This window comes from Streptomyces sp. NPDC093252, assembly GCF_040683675.1.
Taxonomy (GTDB): domain Bacteria; phylum Actinomycetota; class Actinomycetes; order Streptomycetales; family Streptomycetaceae; genus Streptomyces.
Map to the genome: position 1 here is coordinate 218,226 of NZ_JBFBEM010000005.1, position 19,790 is coordinate 238,015.

General features: G+C 73.4%; 10 protein-coding genes. 1 reads left to right on the forward strand and 9 read right to left on the reverse strand.

Going from position 1 to position 19,790, the window contains the following annotated elements:
- Positions 1-171: 171 nt before the first annotated feature.
- The 7 genes from AB0O01_RS12500 to AB0O01_RS12530 form a co-directional block, all read right to left on the reverse strand.
- Entirely contained in the window at positions 172-1,902 is a 1,731-nt protein-coding gene (locus tag AB0O01_RS12500; RefSeq protein WP_365312745.1) for a serine/threonine-protein kinase, read from the reverse strand.
- A 282-nt stretch (positions 1,903-2,184) separates the two neighbouring features.
- On the reverse strand, positions 2,185-3,990 hold the full coding sequence (locus AB0O01_RS12505; protein ID WP_365312747.1) for a protein kinase: 1,806 nt from the start codon (positions 3,988-3,990) through the stop codon (positions 2,185-2,187).
- Between the two features lie 119 nt (positions 3,991-4,109).
- Positions 4,110-5,261: a serine/threonine-protein kinase gene (locus AB0O01_RS12510; protein WP_365312749.1), complete on the reverse strand. Its 1,152-nt coding sequence runs from the start codon at positions 5,259-5,261 to the stop codon at positions 4,110-4,112.
- A gap of 227 nt (positions 5,262-5,488) precedes the next feature.
- Positions 5,489-7,234 carry a serine/threonine-protein kinase gene (locus tag AB0O01_RS12515; RefSeq protein ID WP_365312751.1) on the reverse strand — a complete coding sequence of 582 codons (1,746 nt, stop codon included), beginning with the start codon at positions 7,232-7,234 and terminating at the stop codon, positions 5,489-5,491.
- Positions 7,235-7,400: 166 nt separating this feature from the next.
- Positions 7,401-10,262, reverse strand: coding sequence for a protein kinase (locus AB0O01_RS12520; protein WP_365312753.1), 2,862 nt, complete (start codon positions 10,260-10,262; stop codon positions 7,401-7,403).
- 180 nt (positions 10,263-10,442) lie between these two features.
- Complete coding sequence (locus AB0O01_RS12525) at positions 10,443-12,680, reverse strand: serine/threonine-protein kinase (protein ID WP_365312755.1); 2,238 nt, start codon at positions 12,678-12,680, stop codon at positions 10,443-10,445.
- A gap of 288 nt (positions 12,681-12,968) precedes the next feature.
- On the reverse strand, positions 12,969-14,675 hold the full coding sequence (locus tag AB0O01_RS12530; RefSeq protein ID WP_365312757.1) for a glycerol-3-phosphate dehydrogenase/oxidase: 1,707 nt from the start codon (positions 14,673-14,675) through the stop codon (positions 12,969-12,971).
- A gap of 328 nt (positions 14,676-15,003) precedes the next feature.
- Here AB0O01_RS12530 and AB0O01_RS12535 point away from each other — a divergent pair, with 328 nt between their 5' ends.
- Positions 15,004-16,212 carry a nucleotide sugar dehydrogenase gene (locus tag AB0O01_RS12535; RefSeq protein ID WP_365312759.1) on the forward strand — a complete coding sequence of 403 codons (1,209 nt, stop codon included), beginning with the start codon at positions 15,004-15,006 and terminating at the stop codon, positions 16,210-16,212.
- A gap of 698 nt (positions 16,213-16,910) precedes the next feature.
- Here AB0O01_RS12535 and AB0O01_RS12540 read toward each other — a convergent pair.
- Both AB0O01_RS12540 and guaB read right to left on the reverse strand, forming a co-directional pair.
- Positions 16,911-18,035, reverse strand: coding sequence for a GuaB3 family IMP dehydrogenase-related protein (locus AB0O01_RS12540; protein WP_365312761.1), 1,125 nt, complete (start codon positions 18,033-18,035; stop codon positions 16,911-16,913).
- Between the two features lie 127 nt (positions 18,036-18,162).
- Positions 18,163-19,668, reverse strand: coding sequence for an IMP dehydrogenase (gene guaB, locus AB0O01_RS12545; protein WP_365312763.1), 1,506 nt, complete (start codon positions 19,666-19,668; stop codon positions 18,163-18,165).
- Positions 19,669-19,790 lie beyond the last annotated feature (122 nt).

The following is a 19,790-nucleotide window of genomic DNA, read 5'->3' on the forward strand; positions in this document are numbered from 1 at the left end:
AGAGTATGCCGCCGCGCGGGCTTTGGGTACCCGTCCGTACCCGCCGGTAATGAATCCGGCACGGGAGCCGCACCGGGCATCCGCAACCCGCCAGTGATCACTGGCAACGAAGCCCCTGATCAGCGCGTTGTGCACGATCCGACAGCCACCCGCACCCCATCGGGCACGGCGCTACGAGGTGAGCTCCAGCCGGTCCCGCGCGCCCTTGAACACGGCTGTGCCGCGCTGCTCGTCCGGCGTCCCCTTGGGCATGTCCACCCGCAGCTCGTACAGCCGCTCGTCCTCCCGGAGGATCATCAACTGCATCACCCGGATCGCGGTCCCCTCGGAGGTGTACGTGGTGTCCGCGATCACCGCTTCGGCACCCTGGAAACTCGTCCGGGTGTACTGCGTCCGCGCCTCGGCGTCGTACTCCGCCCATACCTCGTGCGCCGCCTCCGCCTGCCCCATCGCGTCCCTCGGCGCCCGGTCCCACTGCGTGAGACGTACGTCCACGGTCCCCGCCGAGTAGACCACCAGCCGCGGCTGATAGTCCGGCCCGCCCTGCCGCGCCAGCTCCCAGTACTCCGAGGGCAGCACGAGGACGGCGGCCATGTCGGGTTCCTCGTAGCGCACCCAGGGGGAGGCGGAGGCGCCGGGCGAGGCGCTCGCCGATCCAGTGGACCCGGTGGATCCCGTGGCTCCCGTCGATCCCGTCGATCCGGTGGACCCGGTCGGCTGCGGCGTCCGCGAGGCGCCGGGCGTCCCGGACGCCCCCGCCCCCTGGCCGTCGATGAGCGCGACCCCGGCCCACACCCCACCCGCGAGCAGCACACCCATCAGGGCGAGGGCGACGGGATGCCGGTGCACCGGCCTGCGCCGCGCCGACGGCACGGGGAGGTGGTCCTCGGGTATGTCGGGTACGGGGTCCCCGGGGGCTTGAGGCTCGACGCCCTGAGGCTCACCGGCAGCCGCCCCAGCCCCAGCCCTCGCCCCCTCCTCCCCCGCCTCCCCCAACCGCACAGTCCCCCGATCGTCCCCGAACTCCCGCAACCCCTCCGGCCGCTGAGCCTCCACGGGCTCCGCAGCCTCCCCCGGTACCCCAGACCCCACCCCCTCCCCGTCCCCCTCCCCCACAACCCCCCGCAACACCACAGCCGTCTCCCCCGCCCCCGGCCGCTCATCGGGGTTCTTGCGCAGCAGCCCGGCGAGCAGCGGCGCCAGCGCCCCGGCGTGCTCCGGCTCGGGCGGATCGGCGGAGAGGATCGCGGCGAGCGTCGACTCCAGCGTCGCCCGGCGGAACGGCGAGCCGCCCTCGACGGCCGCGTACAGCAGAACGCCCAGCGACCAGAGGTCGGAGGCGGGCCCGGCGCCGCGCCCCGACATCCGCTCCGGCGCGATGAACTCCAGCGAGCCCACGAACTCCCCGCTGACGGTGAGCGACTCCTCCCCCTGGACGTGCGCGATCCCGAAGTCGGTGAGGACGACCCGGTCGTGCGCGCCGAGCAGTACATTGGCCGGTTTCACATCCCGGTGCACGATCCCCACGGAGTGCGCGGCGCGCAGCGCGCCCAGGACGGCGAGCCCGATCCGCGCGCACTCGGCGGGCGGCAGGGTGCCCCGCCGCAGCCGCTCGTGCAGGGACTCACCCCGGATCAGCTCCATCACGATCCAGGGCAGCCCGTCCTCGACGACCACGTCATGGATGGTGACCGCGGACGGATGGTCGACACGGGCGGCGGCCCGCGCCTCCCGGTGCAGCCGGTGCGCCGCCCGCTGATGGGCGGGATCCTCCGGATCACCGGGCAGCCGCGGCTGCTTGACCGCGACCTCCCGGCCGACCAACTCGTCGTAGGCCCGCCATACGGTGCCCATGCCGCCGGAGCCGATCCGCTCGGCGAGCCGATACCGACCGCCGATCAAAGGCCCCCGTCCCCCGGACAACCCTCCCCCAGACAGCCGTTCCCCGGACGACCGTTCCCCGGGCAACCCGTCCCCGGACAGCCGCCCCCCAGGCAACCCGTCCCCGGACAACCGTCCCCCAGGCAACCGTTCCCCGGGCAACCCGTCCCCCGACAACCCCCCTTCGCCCGCCGCCCCGTTGGACCCGTGCGCCCCGCCGTCACTCATGCGCCATGCCTACCGCGCGGACCGGGCCGTTGTCGACGCGGCCCCGGTACCACCGCCGTGGGCGGCGGACGGCGCTCACAGCTCGGAGATCTCCAGCTCCTCGATCGCCGTCCGCGCCACATCCCGCCCGCGCTCGGTGAAGTCGCCCTTCCCCGGATACCCGACGGTGAGCTTGTACATGTCCCCGCCGGACGTCTTGTAGTAGAAGATCCGCAGCTCACGGGGGCGAGGATTCTGGGTGTCGGTGGTGGTGTAGGTCACGGTGTTCTCGGCGGCCCGCCGCTCACCCCGGTACGCCATGTCCGGCCGGGGCGCGGTCCTCGGCGCCTCGGGCATGCCCAGCTCGTACGAACCGGACTCCTTGAAGCCCGCGTTGTCGTCGTACATCTCCGCCGACGCCGAGTCCGCGATCTCCCCGGTGGTGTCCTCGGCCTTCCGCTCCAGGGTCAGCCCGATCCAGACGGCCCCGCTCGCGTCGGTGTACGTCACCCAGTGCGACTCGTCGTCCTCCTCGGGCACCGACCGCTTGTAGTCGCCGGGAACGGCGAGGGTCGCGCCGAGCGCCTTCTCCTCCCGGGTCTGCCAGCCGTCCGGCAGCGGCCCGGCGAACGGATCCGCGACCAGGACGTACGACGTCACCGCCGCCGCGGCCACCACCGCCCCCAGCGCGGTCCAGGCCACGGCGCGGAACCGGCGTCCCCGGCGGGGCGGCCCGGCCGGGGTGACCACCTGCGGGGGCGTGGGCGCCGACGGGACCGGCGGGCGGACGGCGGCCTCCAGCAGGGCCCGGACCCGGGCGGCGTCCGGACGGCGGGCCGGATCCTTCTGGAGCAGGCCGTTGACGGCCTCGGCGAGCGGCCCGGCGGCGACGGCGGGCGGGGCGGGCGCGGCGTTGAGGACGGACTGGAGGGTGGCGGGGGTGTTGCTGCGGCGGAACGGGGAGACACCCTCGGTCGCCGCGTACAGCACCACCCCCAGCGACCACAGATCGCTCGCCGGTCCGGGCCGCTGGCCGAGCACCCGCTCCGGCGCGATGTACTCGGGCGAGCCCACGAAGCCGCCGGTGTCGGTCAGATTGGTCTCGCCCTCGATCTGCGCGATCCCGAAGTCCGTGAGCACCACCCGGTCGTGCCGGCCGAGCAGGACGTTGTCCGGCTTGACGTCCCGGTGCAGGATCCCGGCGGCATGGGCGGCCTCCAGCGCGCCCAGCACCTCCAGACCGACCCGGGCGGCCTCCCGCGCGCTCAGCGTGCCCTCCTGGAGGGCATGGCCGAGGGAACGTCCCTGCACCAGCTCCATCACGATCCACGGCCGTCCGTCCACCACGGCCACGTCGTACACGTTCACCACGGCCGGATGGTCGAGCCGGGCCGCGGCCCGCGCCTCACGCCGCATCCGCTCGAACGCGTTGTCCCGTTCACGGTCGGGAAGATGATCGGGCACCCGGGGCTCCTTGACGGCGACCTCGCGGTCCACCGTCTCGTCCTTGGCCCGCCAGACCGTGCCCATACCGCCGTGCCCGAGCCGGGAGAGCAGCCGGTAGCGCCCGTCGATCAGCCGCCCGGCCCCGGGATCCCGCACCCCGTACGGGACGGCCCCGGCGGCCTGCGGCGGCACACCCCGCTGCGGGACGGAGGGCTGCGGCGGGACGGGGGACTGCTGCGGTACGGGGGGCTGCTCGGCGGGATGCGGCTGCGCCGAGAGCTCGTGCGCGGACTGGGCGTGCGGCGGTACGGACGCCCGGGGCTGATGCTGGGGCTGGACCGGAGGCGCGGGGGTCGCATACGGGTTGCCCTGCTGCGGATCCACCGGGCGCGGCGGTTGCAGTTCGAAACTCGTCGGCTCGTCGGCCCCGTGGCGGGCTCCCCCGTTGCTGCTCATGGGCCCATCCATATCGCGTGGAACGCCCCTGTATCCACCACGAAAGCGGTCCGGTCACAGACCCGTGACCAAGGCCGCAACTTATCTCCCTTTTATGGCGATGCGCCGCCCCCGCCCCCTTACGGCAGCACGCCCCCGGTCGCCGTACCCAAGGACGGACCGACGGACGGACCGGCGGACGGACTACCGGACGGACCGACGGACGGACTACCGGACGGACCGGCGGAGGGGCTTGCGGAGGGACTTGCGGACGGGTTCGCCGGTGTGCTCACCCCGCCGCTCGGCCGCCCGCCCGGCTTCCCGTCCCCGTCCGCGTCCCCCGCCGCCAGCAGCGCCGCCGACACCCCGGCCCCGATCAGCGCCGCCACCAGCAGCGCGGCGGCCAGCAGGCTGCGGCGCCGGGACAGCAGCCGGTCCCAGCGACGCCGTTCGGCCCGGCCGGTGTCCAGGAAGACCCGCAGCATCCGCTCGGCCCCGGCCGCGTCCAGCCGCCGTTCCGGATCCCGCTCCAGCAGCCGCCGTACGACGGGCAGCAGCGGGCCCGCCTCGGCCGGCAGCCGGATCTCGCCGGAGGCCACCGCATTGAGGGTGCCGCCTACTGAGGCCCGCTGGAACGGCGAGTCGCCGCTCATCGCCGCGCACAGCAGCGCGCCCAGCGACCACAGATCGGACGCCGGTCCGGTGCCGGTCCCCGAGATCCGCTCCGGCGCGGTGTACTCGGGCGATCCGACGAAGGTGCCGCTCTCGGTGAGCGTGGAGGCCCCGGAGACCCGGGCCACCCCGAAGTCGGTGAGCACCACCCGCCCGGTGCCGGACTCGATGAGGACGTTGGCGGGTTTGAGGTCGCGGTGCAGCACCCCCGCCGCGTGGGCGGTGCCGAGCGCGCCCAGCAGCGCGATGCCGATCCGGGCGGCCTCGCGCGGGTCGACGGGACCGTCCGCCGCGACCCGGTCGGCGAGCGAGCCGCCCGCGATCAGCTCCATGACGAGGAAGGGCCGTTCCTCGTGCTCCACCACGTCATGGACGACGATCAGATGCGGATGATGGAGCCGGGCGACCGTGCGGGCCTCGCGCAGAATCCGCTCGCGCTGCGACCGGGCCCGGTCGGGCGAGAGGGAGGAGGTGTCGAGGGTGAGTTCCTTGACCGCGACCAGACGGCCGAGCAGTTGGTCGGTGGCCCGCCAGACGACCCCCATACCGCCCCGCCCGAGGAGACCCTCCAGCCGGTAGCGGCCCGCGATCACACGGCCATCCGCGCGCTCGGTCCCCATGCGCCCCATGATGCCCGACCCGGAGCCACCGCTTCCGACCCCCGGGCGCCCAGGTGGCCGACAACCGACGCCCGTCCTGGCACGTCAGCGGGGGTCCGAAGGGACAACTACCGTGAGGCACCGGGGGATCACCCCGCGAAACCCGATCCCCGGACGCGACCGAATCCCGCCCCCACCGATGGCCCAACGGCCCCCTGTCAGCCCCGGGTCAACCCTGCTGGGCCCGGTCAGCCCTGCTGCGCCCCGGGCTCGGTCCAACTCCGCAGGATCGTCTCGAACTCCGCGAGGGCCGTGTCCCACTCGTCCGCCGGGGCGGCCAGATAGAGGGCGTACTCGACGCCGTTCCGGGCCAGGTACATCTGGTCCACCGCCCGGTACGCGCCCGGGAACGCGGTGTCCTTGGCCAGCGCCGTCCAGGCGTACTCCCAGCGGGCGCCGGGCCGGTCCCGGTAGGTGTTGCGGTCCAGCGCGGTGCGCCGGTAGTCCACCAGCCGGTCCCCGAGCTGCTGGTCGAGGTCGGCCAGATGCGCGTAGGGGTCGGAGTAGTCGGGCGAGCTGTCGACGGCCACGCGCAGGAAGTAGCGTCCGCCGTCCGGGGTGTAGTCGACCTGCTGGAGATCGCCGGAGACGCTCGGTTCCTGGCGCTCCCAGCCCCGCGGCAGCGCCAGCCCGAACCCGATCGGGTCGGAGACCGTCGCCCAGCCCTCCGGCACCGCGCCCAGGTCCTGCCCGTTGTCGGTGGGCGACGGGGTCCGGCCGGGGAGGAGGTCCTGCAAGGGTTCCTCGCCGCTCCCCGGGTCGTCGCCGGTCGCGGGGGCGTCACCGGTCGCCGGACCGCCGCCCGCCGCCGGGTCGTCGGCCGGCGCCGAGGAGCCGGACGCCCCGCCGCCGCTCTCGTCGCCGTACCGCTGCTCCACCACCACGGCGGTGCCGCCGCCGACCAGGGCGGCGACCGCGATCACCAGCGCCAGGGTGCGCAGCCGGCGCTGCCGGCGCGGCGGGACGGACCGCGCCGGGGGCGCGACGGAGGTCGGCCCGGTCCCGGACGGATGCGCCGCCGCGGGCGCCGGTACCGGCGCCGGTATCCGCCCCGCGTCGAGGGCCGTCGTGCCCGCCGGGTTCAGCAGGGTCGGCACATACGCCTGCGCCTCGCGCGGACGGCGCCCCTCCGCGGCCTCCGCGAGGAGCTGCTCGGTCTCGGCGGTGCCGGGCCGGTCGGCCGGATCCTTGCGCAGCAGCGCGGCGATGACGGGGCCGAGCACCCCGGCGTTGCGCGGCGGCTCGGGTTCCTCCTCGACCACCGCCTGCATGGTGCCCAGCGGCGAGGTGCGGCGGAACGGCGAGAGTCCCTCCACCGCCGTGTACAGGGTCGCCCCGAGGGCCCAGAGGTCGGCGGACGGCCCGGGATCGTGGCCCCGTACCCGCTCGGGGGCGAGATAGTCGACGGAACCGACGACCTCGCCGGTCCGGGTGATGGTGCTGTCGCCCTCTATCTGCGCGATCCCGAAGTCGGTGAGCAGCACCCGGCCGTCGCGCGCGAGCAGGACATTGCCCGGTTTCACATCGCGGTGCAGCACCCCGGCGGTGTGCGCGGCGCGCAGGGCCCGCAGCACCCACAGCCCGATCCGGGCCGCCTCGGCCGGTGCGATCCGGCCGTTCTCCTTCACCGCGTCGGCGAGCGAACCGCCCTCGACCAGTTCCATCACGATCCACGGCCGGCCGTCGTGTTCGAGGACGTCGTGGACGGTGACCACGGCCGAGTGGTTGATCCTGGCCGCCGCCCGCGCCTCGGCCCGGGTGCGCGCCAGCAGGACCGACTGGTCGCTGTCGGAGACATAGAGAGCGGCCGTCAGTTCCTTGATGGCGACCATCCGGTGGAGCACTTCGTCATGGGCGCGCCACACCCGCCCCATGCCTCCCCTGCCGATGGCGTCGGTCAGCCGGTAGCGGTCCCCCAGGAGCAGGCCCTGCATCTGATTCACGTTCCCCCGCAATGCTCTTGACAGAGTCAGCGTAAGGACCGCTCCGGCCGCGCGGAACCGGTGGGTGGCCACGGAGACAGCACTGTGACGGTTGTCGCTTTCCGTGACCGGAGTGAACCGGCCCGGCATAACGTCGGGTCGGGCCCGGGGAGAGGCGTCAGCCCGTCACCTGGTAGGTCGCCGCCGCCTGTTCGTACAGCCGGGTCACCTCGTCGCGCTCGGCCTCCGGGCCGCGCACCTGCACCACGTGGTAGCGGCCGTCGACCAGGATGGCGAGATTGCGCACGAACAGCTCCCGGTCGTCGTCCCCGGTCCAGGTGAACTGCCCCTCGGCCATGCTCCGCCCGCCCACCTCTATCGACTTCAGCCCGGTGGCGACGGCCCAGGTCGAATCGCGGTACGGCTGGAGCTCCGGCTCACGCTCGCGCTGGTACTCCATGGGGTCCGAGCCGAACTCGGCGGCCGAGTCCCGCCCGGGGACCAGGATCAGCTCGAAGGAACCCTCCGTGTAGACCACTTGCCCGCGTCCGTTCTCCGGGGTGCGGTCCCAGCCGTTGGCGACGGCCACCCGGAAGCCCTCCGGGTCGTTGCGCAGGGTGAATCCGTCGGCGACGTCCGGTCCGGCGGTCTGCGTCTCCGCCGATCCGGTGGATCCCGATCCGGTGGACCCCTCGGTGTCCTCGCCCTCGCCGCCGGGTGTCGTCTGGTCGGGGCGCGGTTCGCTGCTGGCGTCCGGCCGCGCGGACTCCTCGCTCACCCCGCCGGCCGCGCCGGTCCGGTCGGTGCCGCTCGCGCCGTTCTGCCCCTCCTCGCCGGCCTTCGGCAGGAACAGCGCCGCGTACGCGATGGCCCCCGCCATCGCCAGCAGCACCAGGACGAGCAGGGTGCGGCCGAGTCGGCGGGGTGCCCGGTTCTCCTCCCGGCCCCGCTTGTGCCGCCCGTGGGTCGCCGGGAGCCCGGCCTTGCGCCGGCGCACCAGCTCGCCCCGGCGGCGCACCACCGGCAGCCGGCCGGTCCCGGCGGGGGGCGCCGCCACCACATGCACCCCGGCCTCCGGCTCGGGCGCCGAACGCACCAGCGAACGCAGCCAGCCCCGCAGTTCCTCGAAGTCGATCCGCTCGGTGGGGTCCTGGCGCAGCAGCGACTCCACGACGGGCCGCAGCGGCCCGCACTCCTCGGCGAAGGCGGGCGGCTCCCCGCACACCATCTGCACCAGCTCGGCCGTCGACTCCTCCGGATAGGGCGCGTGCCCCTGCACGGAGCGGAAGAGCAGCGCGCCCAGCGCCCACAGATCGGTCGCGGGACCGATCGGCGCGGCCAACTGCCAGTTCTCGTGCACCGGCCCGGCCTGCTCCGGCGCCCAGCGCTCGGTCACCGGTCCGACCACGGCCATCCGCGCCTGCCGGGCCCGCTCGGCGGCCAGCGCGGTCGCGGGCCCCCGCCGCACGGGCCGCACCCCGACGTCCGGTTCGTCCCACCGGCCGGACCCCGCACCCCGCGCCCCCGACACCTCGACCGACGCGGGCCCACCCTGGGCGGGCACGCCGTGCGGCACTACTTCAGGGCCGGTGGCTCCGGGGCCGGGCATTCCGGGGGCGGGCATTCCATGCGCCACTACTCCGGGGGCGGTGGTTCCGGGAGCGGGCATTCCGGGGGCGGGCATTCCGGGGGCCGGGACTCCTTGGCCCGCGGCTCCCTGGCCCGGGACTCCCTGGCCGGGCATTCCCTGAGCCGTGAACCCCTGGCCCGGGACTCCTTGGGCGGGGGCACCCGCCCCGTATCCACCGCCGTGCCCGGCGGATGGGCCATACCCGGCAGACGGGCCCTGGCCACGAGGCGCAGCGGGCGGCAGCGCCCCGGCCGCCGCGGGCCCCGGCCCGACCTGGCGCCCGGCGTCCCGCACCCCATAGGGATCGGCGATCTGTCCGGGCGGCCCGGACGGCTGCTCGCTCTCCGGCGCCGGACGGGCTCCGGGCAGCGCCGTCCGGCCGCCCTGCGTCTCCTGCACCCGGGCCGCCGCCCGCGCGCCCGCGCGGTACGCGGCGATGGCCCCGGCCCGCGCCGCCCTGATGTCCCCGCCGTCCTCCGGCGCCCGCCGGGCCGGCACCGCCGGACTCCCGGCTGCCCGCTCGCCCCCGGCCACCGGCAGCCCACCGGCCGCCCGCGCCTCGATCGCGGCCCGCCGCGCGGCCTCGGGATCCCCGGCGAGCCCGCCCGTGTGCCCCGCGGATGCCGAGTGCCCCGCGGGTGGCAGGGCGCCGCCCGGCGCCCCGGCCCGCCCCTGCCCGAGCGGCGGCGCCCCACCGGCCGCACCCCCGGAGCCACTGGCAAATGTCCCCGGCACACCCGCCCCGCCGGACGGCACCCCGGGTCCACCGGGCCCTCCGTCATCGCCCTCCGGCGGCGGCACCGGGTCGTACCCGCACAGCGCCTCCTCCGCCGCGCCGACCGCGAGGCCGGTCAGCATGACCCGGCCGTCGTCGCAGACCAGCACCGTGCGCGCGGTGACGTTGCGGTGCACCCAGCCATGGGCGTGCAGCACCTTGAGCGCCATCAGCACATCCGAGGCGACCTCGGCGGCGCGGTAGGGGGTCAGCGGCTGCTCGGCCAGCAACGCGGCGAGCGGCCGGGCCGGTACCAGTTCACTGACTATCCACAGCGACCCGCCCTCGGCGAACACGTCGAATACCTGGTCGAGCCGGGGATGGTCGGGAATCCGCGCCGCGGCCTGCGCCGCCTCGACAGCCCGCCGTACGGCCGGATCGACCGGCCTGCGCGTACTCGCGCCGCGGCCAGGCGGCCTGCGTCCGGGGCCGCCGCGCGCGGTGAATCCCTCGGGCAGCCCCTCCGCGTCGAGCACCTCCGCCTCGACGACCTCCGGCAACGGCACCTGCCGTACCAGCACTTCCTGTCCGCTGTAGGTGTCGAAGGCGCGGCTCTCGGCGAGTTCGTACTCGTCGGAGGGCGGCAGCGGCAGGCGGTAGCGGTCGGCGAGCACCCGCCCCGCGTAGTCGTCCACGTTGCCTCCCCCGGGCGTCCGGGCCGGTCCCTTCCGGGTCGGTCAATTCCGTTCGTCAGGCGTCCCGTTCCGGATGCGTACGGTTCGCAAGCACTCACGATACGTGCCAGAGGCAATTCGCATGGAAGGATGGGACATCTCATCGTCCCTACCCGCTTTGGGCCCCCGGCTCCCACCCGCTCACGGCTTGGGTTCGAAACTCTCCGTCAGGGTCCGCCAGGTGTCGGCGCGTTCACTGTCGCCCCAATTCGCCGCCTTCGCGGTGTACATCAGCGCGTAGCCCTGGTCGTCGTCCACGACGAATCCCCGGTCGATCGTGCGGTACTTGGTCCCGCGGTCGGAGTAGGTGAACTCCCAGTCGGCCGTGTTCCAGCCGCGGTAGTCCACCGCGGCTATTCGGACGCGCTCGTACTGCGCGCGGGTCATCGAGCGTTCCTGGTTCTTCCAGTCCGCCACCGGGTCGTCCTTGGGCGTCGAGGTCCAGCCGATCAGCAGCCGCTGGCCGTCGGGGCCGGTGAAGCGGTCGCCCGCGGCGTCGGAGGACGAGTACTTCCAGCCCTCGGGCAGCCCGATCGAGTAGCCCTGCTGGCCCTCGTAGTTCGTGGCCGCCCCGCTGTCGGCGCCGGGCGACGCGCCTTCCGTCTCCTCACCGGCTTCGTCGGAGGCGTCGTCCGACTGCTCGTCGTCGTCCGGCTGGGCGCCGCCACCGCCCGCGGCGGGCGAACCGCTCCCGGTCGCCGGGTCGGTGGCCCGGCTGTCGGGGTCGGTGCCACCGCTCTCGTCGGACCGGGTGTCGGCGCTCGCCGAGGCACTGGAGTCGGCCTTCGCACCGCCCCCGGACCCGGCGTCCGACTCGTCGTTCCCGGCGAACGCGATGGTCAGCACCACGCCGAGCACCGCCAGCGCCGCGACCACGGCGATGAGGATCAGCGTCCGCTTCGGCACCACATCGGTGAGGGACGCCTTGGGCGCCGGCCGCGCGGGCAGATCCGGCGGCGGCACCACGGGCCACCCGGACGGACTCCGCCCCGCCTGCCCACCGTTCGAGGACGAGGAGGGGGAAGAAGAGGACGAGGAGGAAGGGGAGGACAGGGAGGACGGGGTGGAACCGGAGGCGGCGGCGGACCCTCCGGACGAAGAACCCGAACCGCCGGACCCAGAACCGGAACCGGAACCGGGACCGGACCCGGCAGAGACACTCGGCGAAGACGCCCCCGCCCCGGCACCCCCAGCAGCCGCGCCCGCACCCGCCGAGCCACCGCCCTTGGTGCCCGTCGGCATCCCGCTCGTCACCGAGGCCGCGCTCTCCCGCGCGCCACCACCACCCTGCGTACCAGTACCCGTAGCAGCACCCGCACCCGCGCCCGTACCCACCGCCGCAGCGGCACCAGCGGCACCGGCAGCAGCCGCGCCCGCCGCGCCCTTGCGTCCGGAGAGGAGTGATCCGCGCCGCTTCGCCGCCGGTTCACCGGCCTTCTTGGTCCCCGGACGGCCCTGCTCCGCACGCCGGTCGGGCTGGGGCGGGAGCGGCACCACCTTGGTGGCGTCGGCCGCTTCGCCCGGCTCGGGCGCCTGGATCACGGCCTGGAGCCCGGCCCGCGCCCTGGTGTCGTCGAGCCGCTTGGCGGGGTCCTTGTTGAGGAGACCCCGGATGACGTCGGCCAGCGCCCCGGCGTTCTTCGGCTCCTCCAGGGGCTCGGTCATCACCGCGGTGAGCGTGGCGATGGCGGAGCCCTTGTCGTAGGGCGGGGCGCCTTCGACGGCCGCGTAGAGCAGTCCGCCGAGCGACCAGAGGTCGGCGGCCGGGCCGGGCTTGTGGCCCCGGGCGCGCTCCGGGGAGATGTAGGAGGGGGCGCCGACGAGCATGCCGGTCGAGGTGATGGAGGGGTCGCCCTCGACCTGGGCGATCCCGAAGTCGGTGAGGACGACCCGGCCGTCCTCGGCGATCAGTACGTTGGACGGCTTCACATCGCGGTGCAGGATGCCTTCGCGGTGCGCCGAGCGCAGCACGTCCAGGATCGCGAGGCCCACCTCGGCCGCGCGCCGGGGCTCCAGCAGCCCGTCCTCACGGATCACCTCGGCCAGGGACTTGCCCTCGACCAGCTCCATCACGATCCAGGGCCGGTCGTCCTCCTGGACGACATCGAAGACCGTGACCGCGCTGGTGTTCCGGATCCGGGCGATGGCCTTGGCCTCGCGCAGGGTACGGGTGATGAGGCGGCGCTTCTCCTCCTCGTCGATGCTGGAGGGGAACCGCAGCTCCTTGACGGCGACCGTCCGCCCCAGCGTCTCGTCCTCGGCCCGCCAGACTGTGCCCATACCGCCCCGGCCGAGTACACCGCCCAGCCTGTACCGCCCGGCGAGGAGACGTGCGCTCTGGTCCTGTCGGGGTGCCCCCGCTCGCTCCGCGTCCGACATGCGTCCCCTCATGCAACCCGCCCTGACAGAGCCTCCATTGTCTCTCACCCGACAAGTGCTCAACGCCCCGGGTGTCCTTCGCCGACCCCCGCAGGAGTCCCTCCCTCCCCCACCACCGGAATGCGGCCCGCACACCGCCCGACACCCGATGAACGAACCGCCCCCGAACAGAGATCCCGAATCACTACACCCGTTCGAGTGACATGCGGGACACCTCGCCCACCGGCCCACCCCACCGCATCCGCCTCGCCCCACCCGCCCCACGGACCGTCAGCGCGGCACGGACCGTCAGCGCGGCACGATGTCCGGTGCCCCCAGCCGGGCCGCGTCCGCCGTCAGGTCGTCGGGCTGGAGCTGGGACTCCCGTTCGGCCTCCACCCGCTTCTCGTAGTGCTCGACCTCGCGCTCGACCTGGTCCTTGTCCCAGGTGAGCACCGGTGCCATCAACTCCGCGGCCTCCCGGGCGCTGCGGGTGCCCCGGTCGAAGGTCTCGATCGAGATACGGGTGCGGCGGGTCAGGACGTCGTCCAGATGCCGGGCGCCCTCGTGCGAGGCGGCGTAGACGATTTCCGCGCGCAGATAGTCGTCGGCGTACTTGAGGGGCTCGCCCAGGGAGGAGTCGGCGGCGATGAGTTCGAGGACCTCCTCGGCCAGCGACCCGTACCGGTTGAGCAGATGCTCGACGCGCACCACATGGATGCCGGTCCGGGCGGCGATCCGCGCCCGCGCGTTCCACAGCGCCCGGTAGCCCTCCGCGCCGATCAGGGGGATGTCCTCGGTGACACAGTCGGCGACCCGCATGTCCAGCCCGCGCGCGGCCTCGTCGACGGCGTCCTTGGCCATCACCCGGTACGTCGTGTACTTGCCGCCCGCCACCACCACCAGGCCGGGCGCCGGGTGGGCCACGGTGTGCTCGCGCGAGAGCTTGCTGGTGGCGTCGGACTCGCCGGCCAGCAGCGGGCGCAGCCCGGCGTAGACCCCTTCGACGTCGTCGCGGGTCAGCGGGACGGCGAGGACCGAGTTGACGTGCTCCAGCAGATAGTCGATGTCGGCGCTGGAGGCGGCGGGGTGGGCCTTGTCGAGGTCCCAGTCGGTGTCGGTGGTGCCGATGATCCAGTGCCGCCCCCAGGGGATGACGAACAGCACGGACTTCTCGGTGCGCAGGATCAGCCCGGAGGTGGAGCTGACCCGGTCCTTGGGGACGACCAGATGGATGCCCTTGGAGGCGCGGACGTGGAACTGGCCGCGCTCGCCGACCATCGCCTGGGTGTCGTCGGTCCACACCCCGGTGGCGTTGACGATCTGCTTGGCGTGGATCTCGTACTCGCCGCCGCCCTCGACGTCCTGCACCCGGGCGCCCACGACCCGCTCGCCCTCGCGCAGGAAACCCGTCACCCGCGCGCGGTTGGCGACCTTCGCGCCGTAGGCCGCCGCCGTCCGGATCAGGGTGGCCACATAGCGGGCGTCGTCCATCTGGGCGTCGTAGTACTGCAACGCCCCCACCAGGGCGTCCTTCTTCAGGCAGGGGGCGACGCGCAGGGCATGACGGCGGGTCAGATGGCGGTGCAGGGGGAGCCCCCGGCCATGGCCCCGGGCCATCGACATGGCGTCGTAGAGGGCGACGCCCGAGCCCGCGTAGAGGCGCTCCCAGCCGGTGTGCTGGAGCGGGTACAGGAACGGCACCGGTTTGACCAGGTGCGGGGCGAGGCGCTCCAGCAGCAGGCCGCGCTCCTTGAGGGCCTCGCGCACCAGCGTGAAGTCCAGCATCTCCAGATAGCGCAGCCCGCCGTGGATCAGCTTGCTGGACCTGCTGGAGGTGCCGGACGCCCAGTCGCGGGCCTCCACCAGACCGGTGGCGAGCCCTCGGGTGACGGCGTCCAGCGCGGTGCCCGCGCCGACCACGCCGCCGCCCACGACCAGCACGTCCAGTTCCCGCTCGGCCATCGCTGCCAGGGACTCCGCACGCTGCTCCGGCCCCAGTGTCGCTGTCCTCACCACTGCCTCCCGCTCGTCGGTCGCGCCGCCGTGCCAGTCGGGCAGGGCTCCGTCCGAAATTCCCCCTGCCCAGATTCTGACCGTCCTGCCCGACTCCGGCCAGCACACACCTCCAGCCTGTGGACAACCTGCCCGCCCGCGCAACGCGAGCCGCTCGCCGGAACGGGCGTCCTGCCCGGCGACACAAGGAGGCAATGCCGTATTTCGGTCATATTTACTCCTAGTCTGACATTGCGCTGCCCCGTTCTGTCCACAGGGCTTGCGCACCGGCCCCACCCCTGCTAGTACCCGCCACTCGTTTCGGCCCCCGGGAAGGACGGCTCACGCCATGCCCGCAGATCTCGCCGTCATCGGACTCGGCGCGCTCGGCCTCCCCCTGGCCCAGGCCGCCGTCACCGCAGGCATCCCCACCGTCGGCTACCCCACCGGGCCCGGCACCGGCGGCCTCAGCCCCGCCGACATGCGCCGGATGCTCGCCGACGGCTACCGCCAGGCCCCCGCCCCCGCCGAGCTGGGCCGCGTCCGCTACGCCGTGATCTGCGCGCCCACCCCGCGGGGCGCCGACGGCGAGCCCGACCTCACCCAGGTCGAGAGCGCCGCCCGCATCCTCGCCGCCCGGCTGCGCCCGCACACCACGGTCATCCTGGAGTCACCGGTCCCCCCCGGCACCACCGAGACGTTTCTGCGCCCCCTCTTGGAGGCCGGTTCGGGCCTGCGCGCGGGCCGCGACTTCCACCTCGCCTACTCCCCCAGCCGGGTCGACCCCGGCAACCGCGACGCCACCCCCGCCACCACCCCCAAGGTCATCGGCGGCCTCACCCCCGCCTGCACCGAGTCCGCCGCCGCCTTCTACAGCCGCCTCACGGACAAGGTGGTCCGCGCGCGGGGCCTGCGCGAGGCCGAGACGGTCCAGCTCCTGGAGACCAACTTCCGGCACGTCAACATCGCCCTCGTCAACGAGATGGCCGTCCTCTGCCACGACCTCGGCGTCGACCTCTGGGACGTCATCCGCTGCGCCGAGACCAAGCCCCACGGCTTCCATGCCTTCCGCCCCGGCCCCGGCGTCGGCGGCCACACCGCCCCCCAGGCCCTCACCGGCCCCTCGGGCCGCGGCCTGCGCCTGGTCGAACTGGCCCGCGACGTCAACGAGCAGATGCCCCGCTACGTCGTCCAGCGCGCCGCCACCCTGCTCAACGAGCACGGCAAGTCCGCCCGCGGCGCCCGCGTCCTGCTCCTCGGCGTCACCTACAAGCCCGACCTCGCCGACCAGCAGGGCACCCCGGCCCATGAGATCGCCATCCGTCTGATGGAACTCGGCGCCGCCGTGAGCTACCACGACCCCCACATCGCGTCCTGGAACGTCCTGGACCGCCCCGTCCCCCGCGCCGACTCCCTCTACGAGGCCGCAGCCGCCGCCGACCTCACGATCCTCCTCCAGCAGCACCGCACCTACGACCTCCAGGGCCTGTCGGTGAAGGCCCAACTCCTCCTCGACACCCGGGGAGCGACCCCGACGGGGGCGGCGCACAGGTTGTGAACAAGGGGCGCGCGGGGGCACGGGGCGGGAGGGATTGGTGGCATACGGGGGATGCGGCCAGTACCGTGGGGAGAGGTGGAGCCCACCGCAGTGGCTTCTGCGGCAGGCTCCTGGTTGGTTCGCGGAGTGTCCGCCCCTAGTGCGTATGGGGGCGGCCGCTCACCATCCGAAGCAGGTGGAGCCCACCGCAGTGGCCACTGCGGCAGGCTCCTGGATGGATCACAGAGTGTCCGCCCCTAGTGTGTGTGGGGGCGGGCCGCTCACCATCCGAAAATCCGCAAGATCCACCTCCTTCGGCACTTCACCAGCGCGAGCCGGATCCGGTCCCAACGGGTGGGCCTGCGGTGACGTCCCATGGACGCCCCCTTCCACGATGCCGCCCATTAGCCCGGTAGGCGGTCCGCTGGATATCGGGCCGGGCCCCGAGGGGCCGGGGTCCGGATCACATCCTTGGAAGGGGGCGTCCCACACAACTGGGGCGCCACACAGGAAAGTTATCGCCCCGATTAGCCCGTTCGGCCCAGAAACCCGCTGAACACCACCGCGCGCCCCCGGCGCGCACCGCACGCCCCCGTCACCACCCGCCCCGGAATCCCCCCGCACAACAAAAGGCCCGGACCAATAAGGTCCGGGCCTTCTCCGGAGACGACGTCAGCCGTCCCCCGTGCGTAATGCGTAATCCCTGCGAATACGAGCGCCTACCGCCGATGCTGTGAATCCGCCACGGTGACCTCCACCCGCTGGAATTCCTTCAGCTCGCTGTAGCCCGTCGTGGCCATCGCCCGCTTCAGCGCGCCGAAGAAATTCATCGAGCCGTCGGGAATGTGGGACGGGCCGGTGAGGATCTCCTCGATCGTGCCGACCGTGCCGAGGTCGACCTTCTGGCCGCGCGGCAGCTCGGCGTTGACCGCCTCCATGCCCCAGTGGTGGCCCTTGCCCGGCGCGTCGGTCGCGCGGGCGAGCGGCGAGCCCATCATCACCGAGTCCGCGCCGCAGGCGATGGCCTTGGGCAGGTCGCCGGACCAGCCGACCCCGCCGTCGGCGATGACATGGACGTACCGGCCGCCGGACTCGTCCATGTAGTCGCGGCGGGCGGCGGCGACGTCGGCGACCGCCGTGGCCATGGGGACCTGGATGCCGAGGACATTGCGGGTGGTGTGCGCGGCGCCGCCGCCGAAGCCGACCAGGACGCCGGCCGCGCCGGTGCGCATCAGGTGGAGGGCGGCGGTGTAGGTGGCGCAGCCGCCGACGATCACCGGGACGTCGAGTTCGTAGATGAACTGCTTCAGGTTGAGCGGCTCGTGCGAGGAGGAGACGTGCTCGGCGGAGACCGTCGTACCGCGAATGACGAACAGGTCGACGCCCGCGTCGACGACGGCCTTGGAGAACTGGGCCGTGCGCTGCGGGGAGAGCGCGGCGGCGGTGACCACGCCCGCGTCGCGCACCTCCTTGATGCGCGCGCCGATCAGCTCTTCCTTGATGGGGGCGGCGTAGATCTCCTGGATGCGCCGGGTGGCGGCCTCGGCGGGCAGCTCGGCGATCTCGTCCAGCAGGGGCTGCGGGTCCTCGTAGCGGGTCCAGAGCCCTTCGAGGTTGAGGACGCCGACGCCGCCCAGCTCGCCGATGCGGATGGCGGTGGCCGGGGAGACGACCGAGTCCATGGGGGCGGCCAGGAAGGGCAGCTCGAAGCGGTAGGCGTCGATCTGCCAGGCGATCGAGACCTCCTTCGGGTCGCGCGTACGGCGGCTGGGGACGACGGCGATGTCGTCGAAGGCGTACGCCCGGCGCCCGCGCTTGCCGCGCCCGATCTCGATCTCAGTCACGTGTGTGGCCTTTCCCTGATGCGTTGCAGCGCCTTCCAGTATCACCGACGGGCACGGCGAGGGCGGCCCCGGAGCCTGCCGGGGCCGCCCTCGCCGGTGAGCCGGTGACTACGCGCGGCTGTGGTGACTACTTGCGGCTGTAGTTGGGTGCCTCGACCGTCATCTGGATGTCGTGCGGGTGGCTCTCCTTGAGTCCGGCGGAGGTGATCCGGACGAACCGGCCGTTCTCCTGGAGGTCCGGGACGGTCCGGCCGCCGACGTAGAACATCGACTGGCGCAGGCCGCCGACGAGCTGGTGGACGACGGAGGCGAGGGGGCCGCGGTAGGGGACCTGGCCCTCGATGCCCTCGGGGACGAGCTGCTCGTCGGAGGCGACGCCCTCCTGGAAGTAGCGGTCCTTGGAGAAGGACTTGCGCTCGCCGCGGGTCTGCATGGCCCCGAGCGAGCCCATCCCTCGGTACGACTTGAACTGCTTGCCGTTGATGAAGAGCAGCTCGCCCGGCGATTCCTCGCAGCCCGCGAGCAGGGAGCCCAGCATCACCGTGTCGGCGCCCGCGACCAGGGCCTTCGCGATGTCGCCGGAGTACTGGAGGCCGCCGTCGCCGATGACCGGGATACCGGCCGCCTTGGCGGCGAGGGCCGCCTCGTAGATGGCGGTGACCTGCGGGACGCCGACGCCGGCGACCACGCGGGTGGTACAGATCGAGCCGGGTCCGACGCCGACCTTGATGCCGTCGACCCCGGAGTCGATCAGGGACTGGGCGCCGTCGCGGGTGGCGACATTGCCGCCGATGACATCGACGCCGGAGGAGTTCGACTTGATCTTGGCGACCATGTCGCCGACCAGCCGGGAGTGGCCGTGGGCGGTGTCGACCACGATGAAGTCGACGCCCGCGTCGATCAGCGCCTGGGCCCGCTCGAAGGAGTCCCCGGCGACGCCGACCGCGGCACCGACCAGCAGCCGCCCCTCGGAGTCCTTCGCGGCGTTCGGGTACTGCTCGGCCTTGACGAAGTCCTTGACCGTGATCAGGCCCTTGAGGATCCCGCCGTCGTCGACCAGCGGCAGCTTCTCGATCTTGTGGCGGCGCAGCAGCTCCATGGCGTCCACCCCGGAGATGCCGACCTTGCCGGTGACCAGCGGCATCGGCGTCATGACCTCGCGCACCCGGCGGGTCCGGTCGGTCTCGAAGGCCATGTCACGGTTGGTGACGATGCCGAGCAGCCGCTTGTCGCCGTCGGTGACCGGGACGCCGCTGATGCGGAACTTGGCGCAGAGCGCGTCGGCCTCGGCGAGGGTGGCGTCCGGGTGGATGGTGATCGGGTCGGTGACCATGCCGGACTCGGACCGCTTCACCAGGTCGACCTGGTTGGCCTGGTCCTCGATGGAGAGATTGCGGTGCAGGACGCCGACGCCGCCCTGGCGGGCCATCGAGATCGCCATCCGCGATTCGGTGACCTTGTCCATGGCGGCGGACAGCAGCGGGATGTTCACCCGCACGTTCCGGGAGACATGCGAGGCGGTGTCGATCTCGTCGGGAGCCATGTCCGACGGGCCCGGCAGCAGCAGCACGTCGTCGTAGGTCAGCCCGAGTGTCGCGAACTTTCCGGGCACTCCGTCGACGTTGGCAGTCATGACACCTTCCCCATATGGCCTTGCTCGGTGCGGATGTCCATGCTAACGGGAAGCGGGGGGCTCGAATTCCACGGTCCCGGGCCGCCCTCGGCTTCGTATGTTCGTACGGGATCCGGCTCGGC